The organism is Burkholderia sp. IDO3, from assembly GCF_003366075.1.
GTDB classification, from domain to species: domain Bacteria; phylum Pseudomonadota; class Gammaproteobacteria; order Burkholderiales; family Burkholderiaceae; genus Burkholderia; species Burkholderia anthina.
The window spans coordinates 34,648-50,873 of record NZ_CP028963.1 but is presented as its reverse complement, the minus strand read 5'-3'; the positions used below and the strand labels follow the sequence as shown (position 1 = coordinate 50,873).

Below are 16,226 nucleotides of genomic sequence, written 5' to 3'. Positions count from 1 at the left end.
GGAGCGCGCATGGGCCACCAGGAGTTCATGTCCCAGGAGGAGGTCGACGCCCTCCTCAAGGGCGTTACGGGCGAAACCGATACGGTCGACGAGCAGCACGACCCGTCGGGCGTCCGCCCCTACGACATCGCGACGCAGGAGCGGATCGTCCGCGGCCGGATGCCCGGCCTCGAGATCATCAACGACCGCTTCGCGCGGCTGCTGCGGATCGGCATCTTCAACTTCATGCGGCGCACGGCGGAAATTTCCGTGAGCCAGGTGAAGGTGCAGAAGTACAGCGAGTTCACCCGCAACCTGCCGATTCCGACGAACCTGAACCTGGTGCACGTGAAGCCGCTGCGCGGCACGTCGCTGTTCGTGTTCGATCCGAACCTCGTGTTCTTCGTCGTCGACAACCTGTTCGGCGGCGACGGGCGTTTTCACACCCGCGTCGAGGGCCGCGATTTCACGGCGACCGAACAGCGGATCATCGGCAAGCTGCTGAACCTCGTGTTCGAGCAATACGCGAGCGCGTGGAAGAGCGTGCGACCGCTGCAGTTCGAATTCATGCGCTCGGAGATGCACACGCAGTTCGCGAACGTCGCGACGCCGAACGAGATCGTGATCGTCACGCAGTTCTCGATCGAGTTCGGGCCGACCGGCGGCACGCTGCACATCTGCATGCCGTACTCGATGATCGAGCCGATCCGCGACGTGCTGAGCTCGCCGATCCAGGGCGAGGCGCTCGAAGTCGACCGCCGCTGGGTGCGCGTGCTGTCGCAGCAGGTGCAGGCCGCCGAGGTCGAGCTGAGCGCGGATCTCGCCGAGATCTCGACGAACTTCGAGAAGATCCTGAACCTGCGTACGGGCGACGTGCTGCCGCTGGAAATCGCGGACACGATCGTCGCGAAGGTCGACGGCGTGCCGGTGATGGAGTGCGGTTACGGCATTTTCAATGGTCAATATGCGTTGCGCGTGCAGAAGATGATCAGCGCGGGCGACACGATGAAGGAAGGTGGATATGAGTGAGCTGAACCAGACGCCCGATCTCGACCCGCAGGCACTCGCCGACGCGGCCCTCGCGGAATCGGCAGCCGCCGCGCAGGCCGATCCGGGCATGGACGACTGGGCCGCCGCGCTCGCCGAGCAGAACCAGCAGCCGGTGCAGGCGGGCGCGACGGGCGCCGGCGTGTTCCAGCCGCTGTCGAAGGCCGCGCCGAGCTCGACGCACAACGACATCGAGATGATTCTCGACATCCCGGTCAAGATGACCGTGGAGCTGGGCCGCACGAAGATCGCGATCCGCAACCTGCTGCAGCTCGCGCAGGGGTCGGTCGTCGAGCTCGACGGCCTCGCCGGCGAGCCGATGGACGTGCTCGTGAACGGCTGCCTCATCGCGCAGGGCGAAGTGGTCGTCGTCAACGACAAGTTCGGCATCCGGCTGACCGACATCATCACGCCGGCCGAACGCATCCGGAAGCTGAATCGATGAAAGCCGCGCCGTTCGGCCGCCGCATGCGCCGCGCGACTGCAGCGGCGGCGGCCGTCGCCGCGTCGCTCGCCTGCGCGCCGGCCGGCGCGGCCGACATGAACGCGGTGAACCACGCCGGCGCGATCGCGTCGGGCGTGATCGTCGGTTCGGCCGCGCCGTCGCTCGGCGTCGGCGCGGTGCTGCAAACGCTCGTCGGGCTCGCGGTCGTGATCGGCCTCGTGTTCGGCTGCGCGTGGCTCGCGCGCCGCTTCGGGTTCCAGCCCGCGCGGCGCGGCGGCCCGCTGAAGGTCGTGTCGAGCGTCGGGCTCGGCGCGAAGGAAAGCGCGACGATCGTCGAGATCGGCGACACCTGGCTCGTGCTCGGCGTCGCGCCGGGCAACGTGCGGCTGCTGCATACGCTGCCGGCCGGCTCGGCGGCGGTGACGACGGCGACCGCCGCGGCCGATGCGCCCGCCGGCGCCGCTCCGGCCGACCGCGGGCTGCCCGGCACGTTCGGCGCGCGCTTTCGCGACGCACTCGCGGGCGAAGCCGCGAAGCGTCTCGGGCGCGGCAAGGACCGCTGACATGGCGCCGCGCCCTCTCTCCGTTCCCGCATGTCGATGAAACACGCATTCCTGTGCCGCGCGGCGCGCTTCGCGCCCGTGCTGATCCTCGGCCTCGCCCCCGCGCTCGCGTGCGCGCAGGCGGCCGGCCTGCCCGCGTTCAACACGAGCCCGGGCCCGAACGGCGGCACCACCTACTCGCTGAGCGTGCAGACGATGCTGCTGCTCACGATGCTGTCGTTCCTGCCGGCGATGCTGCTGATGATGACGAGCTTCACGCGCATCATCATCGTGCTGTCGCTGCTGCGCCAGGCGCTCGGCACCGCGACGACGCCGCCGAACCAGGTGCTGGTCGGCCTCGCGATGTTCCTCACCTTCTTCGTGATGTCGCCGGTGCTCGACCGCGCCTACACCGACGGCTACAAACCGTTCTCCGACGGCGCGATGCCGATGGAGCAGGCCGTGCAGCGCGGTGTCGCGCCATTCAAGACCTTCATGCTGAAGCAGACCCGCGAGACCGATCTCGCGCTGTTCGCGAAGATCTCGAAGGCCGCGCCGATGCAGGGCCCGGAAGACGTGCCGCTGTCGCTGCTGGTGCCCGCGTTCGTCACGAGCGAACTGAAGACCGGGTTCCAGATCGGCTTCACGATCTTCATCCCGTTCCTGATCATCGACATGGTCGTCGCGAGCGTGCTGATGTCGATGGGGATGATGATGGTGTCGCCGTCCACCGTGTCGCTGCCGTTCAAGCTGATGCTGTTCGTGCTGGTCGACGGCTGGCAGCTCCTGATCGGCTCGCTCGCGCAGAGTTTCATGTGAGCGGCGGAGGAATCGCGCGATGACCCCCGAACAAGTGATGACGCTGGCGCACCAGGCAATGATGGTCGGCCTGCTGCTCGCCGCGCCGCTGCTGCTGGTCGCGCTCGCGGTCGGCCTCGTCGTGAGCCTGTTCCAGGCCGCGACGCAGATCAACGAATCGACGCTGTCGTTCATTCCGAAGCTGCTCGCGGTGGCCGCGACGCTCGTGATCGCGGGCCCGTGGATGCTGACGACGATGCTCGACTACCTGCGGCAGACGCTGCTGCACGTCGCGACGCTCGGCGCCGGCTGACCGGCGCGCCAGGCCCGCTTCCACGGCGATGTTCTCGGTTACCTACGCGCAGCTCAACGGCTGGCTGACCGCCTTCCTGTGGCCGTTCGTGCGGATCCTCGCGCTCGTCGCGACGGCCCCCGTCGTCGGTCACGCGTCGGTGCCGGTGCGCGTGAAGATCGGCGTGGCCGCGTTCATGGCGCTGGTCGTCGCGCCGACGCTCGGTGCAATGCCCGGCGTCACCGTGTTCTCCGCGCAGGGCATCTGGATCATCGTCACGCAGTTCCTGATCGGCGCGGCGATGGGCTTCACGATGCAGATCGTGTTCGCGGCGGTCGAGGCGGCCGGCGACTTCATCGGGCTGTCGATGGGGCTCGGCTTCGCGACCTTCTTCGATCCGCATTCGAACGGCGCGACGCCGGTGATGGGCCGGTTCCTGAACGCGATCGCGATGCTCGCGTTCCTCGCGGTGGACGGCCATCTGCAGGTGTTCGCGGAGCTCGCCGCGTCGTTCCAGTCGCTGCCGGTGTCCGCCGACCTGCTGCACGCGCCCGGCTGGCGCACGCTCGCCGCCTTCGGCGCGACGGTGTTCGAGATGGGGCTGCTGCTCGCGCTGCCGGTGGTCGCGGCGCTCCTGATCGCGAACCTCGCGCTCGGAATCCTGAACCGCGCGGCGCCGCAGATCGGCGTCTTCCAGATCGGCTTTCCGGTCACGATGCTGGTCGGACTGTTGCTCGTGCAACTGATGATCCCGAACCTCGTGCCGTTCGTGTCGCACCTGTTCGACATGGGGCTCGACGCGATGGGGCGGGTGTTGCCGGGTTGGCGCTAGGCTGCGCTTCCCCGATTGCTGGAAAACCCCTAAAGGAATCGCTACCCCGCGAAAGGTAGCGGAAGGTTTCGTCTACCTATACTCGGTGACGACGATGCAGCAAGGCATCGCGCCATACGAATACAACGAAGGAGACGACCCGATGCGACCCATCCTGCGCACCCTCGCCGTGGCAGCCAGCCTGAGCTGCGCGCTCGCCGCTCACCCCGCTTTCGCCGACGACGGCGGCAAGATCACAATCATGGTCGGCGGAATCGCGAAGCTGATCTACCTGCCCGCGCGGCTCACGCAGGAACTCGGCTACTTCAAGGCCGAAGGGCTCGACGTCGAACTGCTGTCGCAGCCGGCCGGCGTCGACGCCGAGAACGAGCTGCTGGCGGGCGCCGTGCAGGCCGTCGTCGGCTTCTACGACCACACGATCGACCTGCAGAGCAAGGGCAAGGACGTGAAGGCGATCGCCGTGTTCGGCCAGGTGCCGGGCGAAGTCGAGATGGTGTCGACCAAGGCCGCGCCGACCTTCAAGTCGATGGCCGATGCGAAAGGCAAGACGCTCGGCGTGACGGGCCTCGGCTCGTCGACCAGCTTCCTCACGCAATACCTCGCGCTGCAGCACGGCGTGCCGTCGACCCAGTACACGATGCTGCCGGTCGGCGCCGACGCGAGCTTCATCGCCGCGATCAAGCAAGGCCGCATCGACGCAGGGATGACGACCGAGCCGACGGTGTCCGCGCTCGAGAAGATGGGCGACGCGAAGGTGCTGATCGACATGCGCACCGTCGACGGCACGCGCGCCGCGCTCGGCGGCACCTATCCGGCCGCGAGCCTGTACGTGCAGTCGGCCTGGGCCGATTCGAACAAGGCGCAGGCGACCAAGCTCGCGCATGCGTTCGCGAAGACGATGCAGTTCATCCACACGCACAGCGCCGAGGAAATCGCCGCGAAGATGCCGGCCGACTACCAGAAGGACAAGGCGCTGTACGTGACCGCGCTGAAGGCGTCGCTGCCGATGTATACGGCCGACGCGAAGATGCCAGCGGACGGCCCGGCGACCGTGCTGAAGGTGCTGTCGGCGTTCAACCCGTCGGTGAAGGGCAAGCACATCGACCTGGCGCGCACCTATACCAACGATTTCGTGAACGCAAAGTAACCGACCTCGGTACCGGCGCCGGCGGCGGCGATCCCGCCGCCGTGCGCGCCCCGTTCCGGCCCGGCTGACCGGCCCGGCGTCGCCACGATGCGGCGCCCTCTTCACCCGCAGGACGAATGCGATGAACCAGGCAGTCTCCCCGAGCACACCGGCGATCGAGTTTCGCAACGTGTCGTGCCGCTTCATTTCGCCGGAAGGCAAGGCCACCGTCGCGCTGCGCGACTTCAGCATGAGCGTCGCGCGCGGCGAGTTCATCGCGATCGTCGGGCCGACCGGCTGCGGCAAGTCGACCACGCTGAACCTGATCACCGGGCTGCTCAAGCCGGTGTCCGGCGAAGTGCGCGTGATGGGCCGCCCGGTCGACGGGATCGACCCGCGCATCGGCTTCGTGTTCCAGGCCGATGCCGTGTTCCCGTGGCGCAACGTGATCGACAACGTCGCGGCCGGCCCGCTGTTTCGCGGCCGCTCGAAGGACGTCGCGTATGCGCAGGCCGAGGAATGGATCCGCAAGGTCGGCCTCGACAAGTTCACCAAGCACTATCCGCATCAGCTCTCCGGCGGGATGCGCAAGCGCGTCGCGCTCGCGCAGACCTTCATCAACCAGCCGGAAATCCTGCTGATGGACGAGCCGTTCTCCGCGCTCGACATGCAGACGCGCACGCTGATGCAGGACGAGCTGCTGCAGCTGTGGTCCGCGAACAAGGGGTCGGTCGTGTTCGTCACGCACGATCTCGAGGAAGCGATCGCGCTCGCCGACCGCGTGTTCGTGCTGACCGCGCGCCCCGCGACGCTCAAGCGCGTGTACGAGATCGACCTGCCGCGCCCGCGCGTCATGTCGGAAGTGCGCTACGACCCGCGCTTCATCGAGATTTCCAAGGACATCTGGCACGACCTGCGCGAAGAAGTGCAGATCGGCTGACCGCATAAGCCGCACGGCAGGCAATGGCAACAAACAGCAAGGACAGGAGCATGACCGACATGACGCTTCCCACCACCGCCCTTCCGGCGACCACGCTCGAGGACGACGAGCGCGCCGCGCAACGCCGGCTGCGCCGCCGGCGCAACCTGATCGTCGGGCTGCGGATCGCCGTGCTCGTCGTCGTGCTGGGCGGGTGGGAACTCGCCGCACGGCTGAAGTGGATCGATCCGTTCTTCTTCTCGATGCCGTCGCTGATCTTCGAGCAGATCCAGGACTGGTTCGTGAACGGCACGTCGCAGGGCCCGCTGCTCACGCAGGTCTGGGTCACGCTCGAGGAAACCGCGATCGGCTTCCTGATCGGCTCGGTCGCCGGCGTGATCTGCGGGATCGTGCTCGGCCGCAACAAGCTGATGGCCGACGTGTTCGGCCTGTACATCCAGATCGCGAACTCGATTCCGCGCGTCGTGCTCGGCTCGGTGTTCGTGATCGCGCTCGGCCTCGGGATGGCGTCGAAGATCGCGCTGGCCGTCGTGATGGTGTTCTTCGTCGTGTTCGGCAACGCGTTCCAGGGCGTGCGCGAAGCCGACCGCTACCTGATCGCGAACGCGCAGATTCTCGGCGCGTCGCGCCGGCAGATCACCACGGCCGTCGTGATCCCGTCCGCGCTGAGCTGGATTCTCGCGAGCCTGCACGTGAGCTTTGGCTTCGCGCTGGTCGGTGCGGTGGTCGGCGAATTTCTGGGTTCCAAGCAGGGCATCGGCCTGCTAATCTCCACCGCCCAGGGCGCGTTCAACGCGAGCGGCGTGTTCGCGGCGATGATCGTGCTGGCCGTGGTCGCGCTGGCCGCCGACTACCTGCTGACCTGGATCGAGAAGCGCTTGCTGAAGTGGCGTCCCGCCGCGTTCTGAGCATCGCCCGCATCACATGACACGCCCGAACCGCGCCGGCCGCCCCGGCGCGGTTCGGCATTGAGGAGAAGGCATGGCGCACAGCCTGCGCGGGCGGCTTCTGTGGTGGCTGCTGCTGCCGCTCGCGGCTTTCGTGCTGATCGCGGGCGCGATGTCGTACGACACCGCGCGGCGCACGGCCGGGCTCGTGCAGGACAGCGCGCTCGTCGCATCCGCGCGCACCATCGGCGAGGACGTCGAATGGCGCAACGGGCTGCCCGTCGCCGACGTGCCGCCGGCCGCGCTCGAGATCTTCGAATCGCCGTCGCGCGATTCGGTGTTCTACAAGGTGATCGACGGCCACGGCCGGCTGCTCGCGGGCCACCCGGCGCTCGAGGTGTCCGGGCGGCACGGCGTCGAGCCGACGCTGTACGACACCTCGCTCGACGGCGTGCCGCTGCGCGCGGCGGCCTACGATCGCCAGCTGTACGACGAAGGGCAGATCGAGACGGTGACGGTGGTGGTCGCGAAGACGACGCGTTCGCACGATGCGATGGTGGCGACGATCTGGCGCCCGCAGCTCGTGCGCCTGTCGCTGATGCTGGTGCTCGCGGTGGTGCTCGTCTATCTGGGCCTCACGCTCGAGCTGCGACCGCTGATGAAGCTGAAGGACGACGTCGCCGATCGCGGACCGATGGAGCTTGAGCCGATCCGCCCCGAGCGGCTGCAGCACGAGTTGCGGCCGATCGTCGACGCGATCAACCAGTGCATCGCGCGGCTCAATACGCATACGGCCACGCAGCGCCGCTTCATCGCGGACGCCGCGCACCAGCTGCGCACGCCGATCGCGGTGCTCGACACGCAGATCCAGTACGCGCAGCAGCGCGGGCGCGACGATCCGGCGCTCGCGTCGGTGCTCGACAGCATGCAGCGCAGCAGCCGCAAGATGGCTGACGTGACCGACAAGCTGCTGCTGCTCGCGCATGCGGAAGCGACGCCGTCGACGCTGCTCACGCATCGCGTCGATCTCGCGGCCGTGGTGTCGAGCGTGCTGGAGGAGACGATCGTGCTCGCGCAGCGGCGCGACATCGATCTCGGCGCGGATCTCGGCGAGCGGCTCGACGTCGCGGGCAGCGACAGCCTGCTGACCGCGCTGGTGATGAACCTCGTCGACAACGCGGTGCGTTACACGCAGCCGGGCGGCTGCGTGACGGTCGCCGCGCAACGCCATGGCGACACGATCGTGCTCGACGTGATCGACAACGGCCCGGGCATTCCGGCCGAAGCGCGGCCGCACGTGTTCAAGCGGTTCTACCGCGTGTCGGCCGACACCGAAGGCTCGGGCCTGGGCCTCGCGATCGTGCGCGAGATTGCGCAGGCGCACGGCGGCAGCGCGTCGCTCGCGCCGGGGCCGGGCAATCGCGGCGTCGTCGTGACCGTGCGGCTGCCCGCCTATGATTGAGAACGTGATGCCGTCATGAAACTTCTACTGGTCGAAGACAACGCCGAACTCGCGCACTGGATCGTGAACCTGCTGCGCGGCGAGGATTTCGCGGTCGACTGCGTCGGCGACGGCGAGCGCGCGGACACGGTGCTGAAGACCGAACGCTACGACGCCGTGCTGCTCGACATGCGGCTGCCCGGCATCAGCGGCAAGGAGGTGCTCGCGCGACTGCGGCGCCGCAACGACAACGTGCCGGTGCTGATGCTGACCGCGCACGGCTCGGTCGACGACAAGGTCGACTGCTTCGGCGCGGGCGCCGACGACTACGTGGTCAAGCCGTTCGAATCGCGCGAACTGGTCGCGCGGATCCGCGCGCTGATCCGCCGGCAGGCCGGCGTCGGCACGACCCAGCTCGTATGCGGCGATCTCGTCTACGCGTTCGGCACGCGCGAATTCCGCTGCGGCGACGCGGTGCTCGCGCTGCGCCGTCGCGAGCATGCGATCCTCGAAACGCTGATGCTGCAGCAGAACAAGACGGTGTCGAAGGCGCGGCTGATGGACAGCGTGTTCGCGCTCGACGACGAGCCGAGCGCCGACGCGATCGACATCTATATCCACCGGCTGCGCAAGCATCTGGCCGGTAGCACGGCCGAGATCATCACGCTGCGCGGGCTCGGCTATATCCTGCGCGCGAAGAGCGTGCAGGACTGACGCGGTCGCGCTCCCCGCCCTCGTCCATCCCTTCGCATGACGAATCTTTTCTGAAAACCCGGCGGCTGCCCGTCGGGGCGGCGGCCGCTCGCCTGCCCGATTCGTGATCGCCGCATGTTCGGTGTTTTCACCGATCCGATTCTTGCTGCCGGGAAAGCGGCATGAAGGATTGCACCCTCTACCATGCTACGCGTCGGCCCTCTCGCTGTGGCCGGCAACAGCCGGCATACATTACGTAGTGCCAACGAACATTTCAATGCGGCAGCCAGGAGGAGACGATCTTGAAACGCAAAACCCTTGCCCTTTCCATCGCGGCGGCGGGCCTCTGTGCCGGCACCCAGGCGCACGCGCAGTCGAGCGTGCAGCTCTACGGCCTGATGGACCTCAGCTTTCCGACCTACCGGACCCACGCCGACGCGAACGGCAATCACGTGATCGGGATGGGCAACGAAGGCGAGCCGTGGTTCAGCGGCAGCCGCTGGGGCCTGAAAGGCGCCGAGGACATCGGCGGCGGCACGAAGGTCATCTTCCGCCTCGAAAGCGAATACGTGGTCGCGAACGGCCAGATGGAAGACAACGGCCAGATCTTCGATCGCGACGCATGGGTCGGCATCGAGGACGCGCGCTTCGGCAAGCTGACGGCCGGTTTCCAGAACACGATCGCACGCGACGCATCGGCGATCTACGGCGACGCATACGGCTCCGCGAAGCTGTCCACCGAGGAAGGCGGCTGGACCAACTCGAACAACTTCAAGCAGATGATCTTCTACGCGGCCAGCCCGACCGGCACGCGCTACAACAACGGCCTCGCGTGGAAGAAGCTGTTCAGCAACGGCATCTTCGCGAGCGCTGGCTACCAGTTCAGCAACTCGACCGCGTTCGCGACCGGCTCCGCATACCAGCTCGCGCTCGGCTACAACGGCGGCCCGTTCAACGTGTCGGGCTTCTACAACCACGTGAACAACGGCGGCTACACCAACCAGACGTTCTCGGTCGGCGGCAACTATACGTTCAGCATCGTGCGCCTGAACGCCGGCTACTTCCGCTACAACGGCGACCAGGGCTCGCTCGGCCAGCGTCACGACGACGCATGGACGGTGTCGATGAAGATCCAGCCGAAGGGCGTGCTCGACTACGAGCTCGGCTATCAGCAGATGCGGGTCAAGAACGCCGCGTACACCTCGGACGGCTTCATCCCGAACGCGAACCTCGGCGCGTTCAGCCTGACGAGCGGTGTCGGCAACGGCTTCAAGGAAACGCTCTACGGGTCGGTGTTCTATCACCTGAGCAAACGCACCGAGCTGTACCTCGCCGGCGACTACATGAAGCTGCACGGCGGTTACACGGTGTCGTCGACGTTCGGCGCGAAAAACCAGCTCGAGCTGACGACGGGCGTCCGCACGCGTTTCTGATCCGGCGGCCGGGGCGCGCCGCGCCCCGCCGTTTTCTTCGTTCGAGACTTCTCCATGCGGGCACGGCGGCGCATTGCGCTGACCGTGCCCTTTTTTTCGTCGTTTTCGGCGGATGCCGGCGCTTCGGGAAACGTCCGCCGGCGAGCGCCGCGACAACCGGCCCGAAGCCGCTTGCGGCCCGTCCGGCGGGCGATCGCGGCCGATGCGCGCATGCTCGCCTCGCATCGGTGCTTGACCTGCGCCGACCGACTCGCTAGCGTTTCGGGTTTGCCCGGGCGGCTATTGCCGCCGGAGCCGTGAGTGCGCCCGACGTCCTGGCGCACGCGGCCGGGTTCCGATGGAAAAAACGATGCAGAAACTCGATGCGGCGAGCCCGCAGGCGATGTCGACGGATTTCACCGCCGACAACGTCGCGCGCCTGAAGGCGCTGTTCCCCGAACTCGTGACCGAAGGCCCGGACGGCGCGTCGGTCGACGTCGACGTGCTGAAGGCGCTGGTCGGCGAGCGCACCGTCGGCGACGCCGACGAGCGCTACGGCTTCCACTGGCACGGCAAGCGCAGCGCCCGCCAGGCCGCGCTCACGCCGTCGACGGGCACGCTGCGCCCGTGCCCCGACGACAGCGTCGCCTGGGACGACACGCGCCATCTCGTGATCGAGGGCGACAACCTCGACGTGATGAAGCTGCTGCACAAGAGCTACGCGGGCAAGGTGAAGCTCGTCTACATCGACCCGCCGTACAACACCGGCAGCGATTTCGTCTATCCGGACGACTTCAGCGACAGCATCCGCCACTACCTGGCGATGACGGGCCAGACCGACGCCGGCGTGAAGCGCAGCACCAATACCGAGGCGAACGGCCGGTTCCACACCGACTGGCTGAACATGATGTATCCGCGCCTGAAGCTCGCGCACGCGCTGCTGTCCGACGAAGGGCTGATCGCCGTGCACATCGACGAGCACGAAGTGCATGCGCTCGTGCTGATGCTGCGCGAGATCTTCGGCGAGGAGAACGAGCTCGGCGTCGCCGTGTGGGACAAGCGCAACCCGAAGGGCGACGCGCGCGGCGTCGCGTACCAGCACGAGTCGCTGGTGCTGTTCGCGCGCAACGCCGAGACGCTGCTCGAACAGGCGCCGCTCAAGCGCCCGAAGCGCAATGCGCAGCGCATGCTCGACGCCGCGCACGATGCGATGTACCGCAGCGGCAACGCGAAGGACGCGCAGAAGGCATACCGCGCGTGGATGAAGGCGCAGACCAACTTGTCCGGCGGCGAAGTGATGTACGACCGCCTGTCGGAAGAAGGCCGCGTGTACCGCCTCGTGTCGATGGCGTGGCCGAACAAGAAGAAGGCGCCGGAAGAATATTTCACGCCGCTGACCCACCCGGTCACCGGCAAGCCGTGCGCGATGCCGGCGCGCGGCTGGCGCAATCCGCCTGCGACGATGCAGGCGCTGATCGAGCGCGGCCAGATCGAATTCGGCCCGGATGAAACCACGCAGCCGCAGCGGATCTACTACCTCGACGAGAACATGTACGAGAACGTGCCGTCGGTGCTGCCGTTCGCCGGCTCCGACGACGCGCTGCTCAAGACGCTCGGCATCCCGTTCGACCTGCCGAAGCCCGTCGATTTCGCGGCGGCCGTGATCGGCTGGTGCACGCGCGGCGACGACATCGTGCTCGACTGCTTCGCCGGCTCCGGTTCGACCGGCCACGCGGTGATGCAGGTGAACGCGACCGACGGCGGCGCGCGCCGCTACATCCTCGTGCAGCTGCCCGAGGCGCTCGACCGCCGCGACAAGACGCAGCTGGCCGCCGCCGATTTCTGCGCGAAGCTGAAAAAGCCGCTGACGCTCGCCGAAGTCACGAAGGAGCGCCTGCGCCGCGCCGCGCAGCAGGTCGCGCGCGACTATCCGGAAAGCTATGGCGACCTCGGTTTCCGCGTATACCGGCTCGACACGACCAACGTGATCGAGTGGGATCCGCGTCGCGACGACTTCGACCATGCGCTCTTCGCATCCGTCGAGCACGTGAAGACCGGCCGCACCGAGGACGACCTGCTCGCCGAACTGACGCTGAAGCTCGGGCTCGACCTGTGCACGCCGGTCGAGCATCACCAGGTGGCCGGCAAGACCGTGCACCTGATCGGCCGCTCGATCGTCGCGTGCTTCGATGCGCGCATCGCGCGCGACGACGCGGGCCCGCTCGCCGACGGCATCGTCGACCTGCTCGACGCGACCGACGCGACGCGCGACGTCACGTGCCTGTTCCGCGACAGCGGCTTCGTCGACGACGTCGCGAAGCTCAATCTCGCCGCGCTGCTCGAACAGCACGGCGTGAAGCGCGTGCGGAGCCTGTGATGCGGCTGCATTTCGAAGCGGATCTCGACTATCAGCGCGAGGCGATCGACGCCGTCTGCGACCTGTTTCGCGGCCAGGAATCGTATCGCGGCGACTTCAGCGTGCTCGCGAACGCCGCGCCCGGCACGACGGCCGCCGCGCAGGGCTCGCTCGGCTTCGCGGTATCGGAGCAAGGTGTCGGCAACCGGCTGTCGCTGACCGACGACGCGCTCGCGCGCAATCTCGCCGACGTGCAGCTGCGCGGCGGGCTGCCGCCGTCCGGCCTGCCCGGCTCGCGCGACTTCACCGTCGAGATGGAGACCGGCACCGGCAAGACCTACGTGTACCTGCGCACGATCTTCGAGCTGAACCGCCGCTACGGCTTCACGAAGTTCGTGATCGTCGTGCCGTCGATCGCGATCAAGGAAGGCGTGCACAAGACGCTGTCGATCACCGAGGACCATTTCCGCGCGCTGTACGCGGGCGTGCCGTACGACTACTTCCTGTACGACTCGGCAAAGCTCGGCCAGGTGCGCCACTTCGCGGCGAGCGCGGCGATCCAGATCATGGTGATGACGGTTGCCGCGATCAACAAGAAAGAGATCAACAATCTCTACAAGGACAGCGAGAAGACCGGCGGCGAGAAGCCGATCGACCTGATCCGCGCGACCCGGCCGATCGTGATCGTCGACGAGCCGCAGAGCGTCGACGGCGGGCTCGAGGGGCGCGGGCGCGAAGCGCTCGCCGCGATGGCGCCGCTCTGCACGCTGCGCTATTCGGCCACGCACGTCGACCGCCACCACATGGTGTACCGGCTCGATGCCGTCGACGCGTACGAGCGCAAGCTCGTCAAGCAGATCGAAATCGCGTCGGCGATCGTCGAGGATGCACACAACAAGCCGTACGTGCGGCTCGCCGGCGTATCGAACCGGCGCGGCGCGATCAGCGCGCGCATCGAGCTCGACGTCGCGACGGCCGCGGGCGTGAAGCGCCAGATCGTGTCGGCCACCGACGGCGACGATCTCGAACGCCTGACCAAGCGCGCGCTGTACGCCGGGCTGCGGATCGGCGAAGTCCATGCGGTGAAAGGCGCCGAATACGTCGAGCTGCGCCATCCGGAAGGCGAGGCGTTCCTGTCGCTCGGCGAAGCATTCGGCGACATCGACACGCTCGCCGTGCAGCGCGAGATGATCCGCCGCACGATCCGCGAGCATCTCGACAAGGAATTGCGCCTCGCCGAGCGCGGTGTGAAGGTGCTGTCGCTGTTCTTCGTCGATTCGGTCGAGCGCTATCGCCGCTATGACGAGAACGGCGTGCCCGTGAAGGGCGACTACGCGTTGATCTTCGAAGAGGAATATGCGCGCGCGGCGCGCGTGCCGGCCTACCGTGCGCTGTTCGACGGCGTCGACGTCGCGCTCGAAGTCGAACGCGCGCACAACGGCTACTTCTCGATCGACCGCAAGGGCGGCTGGACCGATACGAGCGAGAGCAGCGCCGCGGCCCGCGAGAACGCGGAGCGCGCATACGGCCTCATCATGCGCGAGAAGGAAGCGCTGCTGTCGTTCGACACGCCGCTGAAATTCATCTTCTCGCACTCGGCGCTGAAGGAAGGCTGGGACAACCCGAACGTGTTCCAGATCTGCACGCTGCGCGACATCCAGACCGAACGCGAGCGCCGCCAGACGCTCGGCCGCGGGCTGCGCCTCGCCGTCGACCAGGATGGCGAGCGCGTGCGCGACCCGGGCGTCAACACGCTCACCGTGATCGCGACCGAGCGCTACGAGTCGTTCGCCGAGAACCTGCAGAAGGAAATCGAGGCCGACACCGGGATCCGTTTCGGGATCGTCGAGGAGCATCAGTTCGCGGCGCTGCCGGTGCAGGAAGGCGACGGCCCCGCGCATGCGCTCGGCATCGAGCTGTCGCGCGTGCTGTGGACGCATCTGCACGAGCAGGGCTACGTCGACGCGCAGGGCAAGGTGCTCGACCAGCTGAAGGATGCGCTGCGCCAGAGCGCGCTCGTGCTGCCCGAAGCGTTCGAGACGCTGCGTGCGCCGATCGTCGCGACGCTGCGCAAGCTGTCGGGCCGTTTCGCGGTGCGCAATGCGGACGAACGCCGCGCGATCGCGTTGCGGCGCGACGCATCGGGCAAGGCGGTCGTGTTCGGCGACGATTTCCGCGCGCTGTGGGACCGCATCCGCCATCGCACCGTGTACAGCGTCGAATTCGACAACGCCAAGCTCGTGCGCGACTGCACGGCCGCGCTGCGCAGCGCGCCGGACATCGCGCGCGCACGGCTGCAGTGGCGCAAGGCCGAGATCGACATCGGCAAGGCCGGCATCGAGGCGATCGAAGTGGGCGGCGCGGGCACCGTGCTGATCGACGAAGGCGAGCTGCCGCTGCCCGATCTGCTCACCGAGCTGCAGGACCGCACGCAGCTCACGCGCCGTTCGCTCGCGACGATCCTGGCCGACAGCGGCCGGCTCGACGATTTCCGCGTGAATCCGCAGCAGTTCATCGCGCTCGCGGCCGATGCGATCAACCGCTGCAAGCGGCTCGCGCTGGTGGCGGGCATCGCGTATCGCAAGCTCGGCGAGCGCCACGTGCATGCGCTCGAATCGTTCGAGAGCGAGGCGCTGACCGGCTACCTGCGCAATCTGCGGCCCGATGCGCGGAAGGCGATCCACGAGGCGGTCGTGTGCGACACCGATGCGGAACGCGCGTTCGCCGACGCGCTGGAAGCGCACGACGGCGTGAAGCTCTACGCGAAGCTGCCTGCGTGGTTCCGCGTGCCGACGCCGCTCGGCAGCTATCACCCGGACTGGGCCGTGCTCGCGGAGCAGGACGGCGGCGAGCGGTTGTACTTCGTCGTCGATACGCCGAATGCGGATGGCGATGTGTCGAGCGAGCACGAGCGCGCGAAGCTCGCGTGCGGCGAAGCGCATTTCCGTGCGCTGGTGGACGGCGAGGACGCCGCGCGGTTCATGCGCGTCCGGCAGGCCGATGCGTTGTTCGAGCCTGTCGCGTCCGTTGCGCCCCGTGCGGGCGCGCGACGCTGAAACGAAGGGCGGCCGAATTGAGCCGCCCTTTTTTATCGACCGTTGCCGGCCGGCAAAAACGAACGGGGCAGCCCCGAAGCACTACCCCGTTGACGACGATGCTTACTGCGCCGACTGCATGTCGTGCGTCACTGCGGCTCTGCGCTGCGCTGCCAGCTCCTGCTCGTGCTTCTTCGCCATGTGGTGACCGACGATACAGCCGCCGACCGCGCCCACGACCGCATGATGTCCCGCGTAGTGGCCGGCGACGCCGCCCACTACCGCGCCTTTCATGCAGCCCGCCGCATGCGCGCTGCCGATCGTTGCCAGCGCAACGACAGCGGCGGTCGCACACAGCCTGATGTGCCGAATGGGCTTCATGGATTCACTCTCCTGTTGTC

At 67.6% G+C, this 16,226-nt stretch carries 15 protein-coding genes; 14 read left to right on the top strand and 1 reads right to left on the bottom strand.

Annotated features, from left to right (window positions below; all coding sequences use genetic code 11):
* Window positions 1-9: 9 nt before the first annotated feature.
* The 14 genes from fliM (at window position 10) to DCN14_RS14565 (ending at window position 15,846) form a co-directional block, all read left to right on the top strand.
* Complete coding sequence (fliM, locus tag DCN14_RS14630) at window positions 10-1,008, top strand: flagellar motor switch protein FliM (RefSeq protein WP_096506764.1); 999 nt, start codon at window positions 10-12, stop codon at window positions 1,006-1,008.
* Window positions 1,001-1,471, top strand: a complete 471-nt coding sequence (gene fliN / locus DCN14_RS14625; protein WP_096506765.1) for a flagellar motor switch protein FliN — start codon at window positions 1,001-1,003, stop codon at window positions 1,469-1,471. The genes fliM and fliN overlap by 8 nt, the downstream gene beginning before the upstream one ends.
* Window positions 1,468-2,034 carry a flagellar biosynthetic protein FliO gene (gene fliO / locus DCN14_RS14620; RefSeq protein ID WP_096506766.1) on the top strand — a complete coding sequence of 189 codons (567 nt, stop codon included), beginning with the start codon at window positions 1,468-1,470 and terminating at the stop codon, window positions 2,032-2,034. Before fliN ends, fliO begins: the two co-directional genes overlap by 4 nt.
* 36 nt (window positions 2,035-2,070) lie before the next feature.
* Window positions 2,071-2,832 carry a flagellar type III secretion system pore protein FliP gene (fliP, locus tag DCN14_RS14615; RefSeq protein WP_096506794.1) on the top strand — a complete coding sequence of 254 codons (762 nt, stop codon included), beginning with the start codon at window positions 2,071-2,073 and terminating at the stop codon, window positions 2,830-2,832.
* A gap of 19 nt (window positions 2,833-2,851) precedes the next feature.
* Window positions 2,852-3,124 (top strand): flagellar biosynthesis protein FliQ, encoded by a 273-nt coding sequence (gene fliQ, locus DCN14_RS14610; protein WP_006750427.1) that lies wholly within the window; start codon window positions 2,852-2,854, stop codon window positions 3,122-3,124.
* 28 nt (window positions 3,125-3,152) lie between these two features.
* Entirely contained in the window at window positions 3,153-3,935 is a 783-nt protein-coding gene (gene fliR / locus DCN14_RS14605; RefSeq protein WP_096506767.1) for a flagellar biosynthetic protein FliR, read from the top strand.
* Between the two features lie 142 nt (window positions 3,936-4,077).
* Window positions 4,078-5,082: an ABC transporter substrate-binding protein gene (locus DCN14_RS14600; protein ID WP_096506795.1), complete on the top strand. Its 1,005-nt coding sequence runs from the start codon at window positions 4,078-4,080 to the stop codon at window positions 5,080-5,082.
* Between the two features lie 121 nt (window positions 5,083-5,203).
* Entirely contained in the window at window positions 5,204-6,001 is a 798-nt protein-coding gene (locus tag DCN14_RS14595) for an ABC transporter ATP-binding protein (RefSeq protein ID WP_096506768.1), read from the top strand.
* A gap of 59 nt (window positions 6,002-6,060) precedes the next feature.
* A complete protein-coding gene (locus tag DCN14_RS14590) occupies window positions 6,061-6,909 on the top strand; it encodes an ABC transporter permease (protein WP_162826214.1) in 849 nt (282 codons plus the stop codon).
* Between the two features lie 73 nt (window positions 6,910-6,982).
* Window positions 6,983-8,350, top strand: a complete 1,368-nt coding sequence (locus DCN14_RS14585; RefSeq protein ID WP_096506770.1) for a sensor histidine kinase — start codon at window positions 6,983-6,985, stop codon at window positions 8,348-8,350.
* Between the two features lie 15 nt (window positions 8,351-8,365).
* Window positions 8,366-9,043 (top strand): response regulator, encoded by a 678-nt coding sequence (locus DCN14_RS14580; protein ID WP_096506771.1) that lies wholly within the window; start codon window positions 8,366-8,368, stop codon window positions 9,041-9,043.
* A gap of 281 nt (window positions 9,044-9,324) precedes the next feature.
* Window positions 9,325-10,455, top strand: coding sequence for a porin (locus tag DCN14_RS14575; protein WP_096506772.1), 1,131 nt, complete (start codon window positions 9,325-9,327; stop codon window positions 10,453-10,455).
* A gap of 337 nt (window positions 10,456-10,792) precedes the next feature.
* Window positions 10,793-12,811, top strand: coding sequence for a site-specific DNA-methyltransferase (locus DCN14_RS14570; RefSeq protein ID WP_096506773.1), 2,019 nt, complete (start codon window positions 10,793-10,795; stop codon window positions 12,809-12,811).
* Window positions 12,811-15,846 carry a DEAD/DEAH box helicase family protein gene (locus tag DCN14_RS14565; RefSeq protein ID WP_096506774.1) on the top strand — a complete coding sequence of 1,012 codons (3,036 nt, stop codon included), beginning with the start codon at window positions 12,811-12,813 and terminating at the stop codon, window positions 15,844-15,846. Before DCN14_RS14570 ends, DCN14_RS14565 begins: the two co-directional genes overlap by 1 nt.
* 102 nt (window positions 15,847-15,948) lie before the next feature.
* Here DCN14_RS14565 and DCN14_RS14560 read toward each other — a convergent pair whose 3' ends face one another.
* Window positions 15,949-16,206, bottom strand: a complete 258-nt coding sequence (locus DCN14_RS14560; protein WP_096506775.1) for a hypothetical protein — start codon at window positions 16,204-16,206, stop codon at window positions 15,949-15,951.
* Window positions 16,207-16,226 lie beyond the last annotated feature (20 nt).